The 1,306-nt window shown below is 53.1% G+C and carries 1 protein-coding gene and 1 pseudogene; both read left to right on the top strand.

From position 1 onward, the window contains the following. Nucleotides 1-193, top strand: a pseudogene (locus tag A33M_RS21790) (SDR family NAD-dependent epimerase/dehydratase); the annotation flags it as partial. A 122-nt stretch (nt 194-315) separates the two neighbouring features. Continuing rightward, the gene (locus A33M_RS23365) at nt 316-978 is read left to right on the top strand and encodes a class I SAM-dependent methyltransferase (RefSeq protein ID WP_083850607.1); all 663 of its coding nucleotides are present in this window, start codon (nt 316-318) and stop codon (nt 976-978) included. The last annotated feature ends 328 nt before the right edge of the window (nt 979-1,306 follow it).

Raw genomic sequence — 1,306 nt, 5'->3', positions numbered from 1 at the left:
GCTGGCGGAATTGGTGATCCGGCTGACCGGCAGCCGCTCGAAGATCGTCCACGGCCCCCTGCCCGCCGACGACCCCAAGCAGCGCTGCCCGAACATTTCGCTCGCCGGCGAAAAGCTCGGCTGGGCGCCGACCGTCTCGCTCGAGGACGGTTTGAAGCCGACCATCGCCTATTTTCGCGAGATTTTGAGCTGATGATTGCGTGCGACGCCGAGCGTGGCACCATGTGATTTTGAGGTGACCCGTAGCGACCATAATAGCCGAAGATTCACGTGCGGCCTCCTCGGGCCTGAGGCTTTCCAAATGGGATCACGAGAATGAATGAAGATCGGGAAGACGCGTTCAGTTCTGATCAATATCAATATACCAACCGTTGGTTCTCAGGCGGCGCCAAGAGCGTGTGGGACAAATTAATTCCGCAAGTCGACCCCTCGAAAATATTGGAAATAGGATCATATGAAGGTGCGAGTGCTTGCTATTTAATAGATATGCTTTCGCCGCGTGGGCGAGTAGAGATGCACTGTATAGATACGTGGGAGGGCGGAATTGAACACAAAAGTGGGGGCGCGTTCGAGTCTGATATGACGTCTGTTGAGAAACGGTTTTTGCACAATACCAGGCTATCCATCTCTCGGGCGCAGAATGAGGTTGTTCTGATGCAGCATCGAGGGCGTTCCGATGACGAGTTGGCGCGTCTTGTTGCTGAAGGCAGGCGTGGTTATTTTGATTTCATTTACGTTGATGGTTCGCATCAGGCTCCAGACGTGCTGTCTGATGCTATACTGAGTTTTGTTCTCCTTCGAAAGAACGGTGTAATCGCCTTTGATGATTATCTGTGGCAAGAAAGGCTGTCATACGGAGCAGATCCGTTGAGGTGTCCGAAATTGGTCATCGATGCCTTTACAAATATATTTTTTCGAAAAATACGTATAATATCGGCGCCTCTTCAGCAGCTCTACGTACAGAAGATTGACGATTAGCGAAAGTTTCCAAACTTTCTCACGTTCGTGTCAGCTCCAGCATGCGCTGTGACCGTGGATGATTCCAGTCGCCGAGGTAGCGAATGCGCCAGGGTAGCCCGCGCGCAACGAACTCCACATCATCGAGTCCAAAATGGTATGGATCTTTTGCGCCGAAGGTCGTGACCCCGCCTGGGTGCCGGCGCGGAAGCCACGAGGGCTCGTCCGCTGGGAGCTCGAAAAACGTCATAAAAAAAACGGCCTTCGGGTCGCAATACAGCGGGCAACCGCTCCAAGCAAATCCTCAGAGCCTGACCGAAAATTGAGTGAGTGATTTCGGGGGACTGTG

Origin of the sequence: Rhodovulum sp. PH10, assembly GCF_000293785.1 — a bacterium.
Lineage (GTDB): Bacteria > Pseudomonadota > Alphaproteobacteria > Rhizobiales > Xanthobacteraceae > Rhodoplanes.
This window is presented reverse-complemented; position numbering and strand designations above follow the sequence as displayed.

Bases quoted from the DNA above. Each gene is read 5' to 3' on its own strand.
- A33M_RS23365 (WP_083850607.1), top strand. From the start codon at position 316: ATGAATGAAGATCGGGAAGACGCGTTCAGTTCTGATCAATATCAATAT.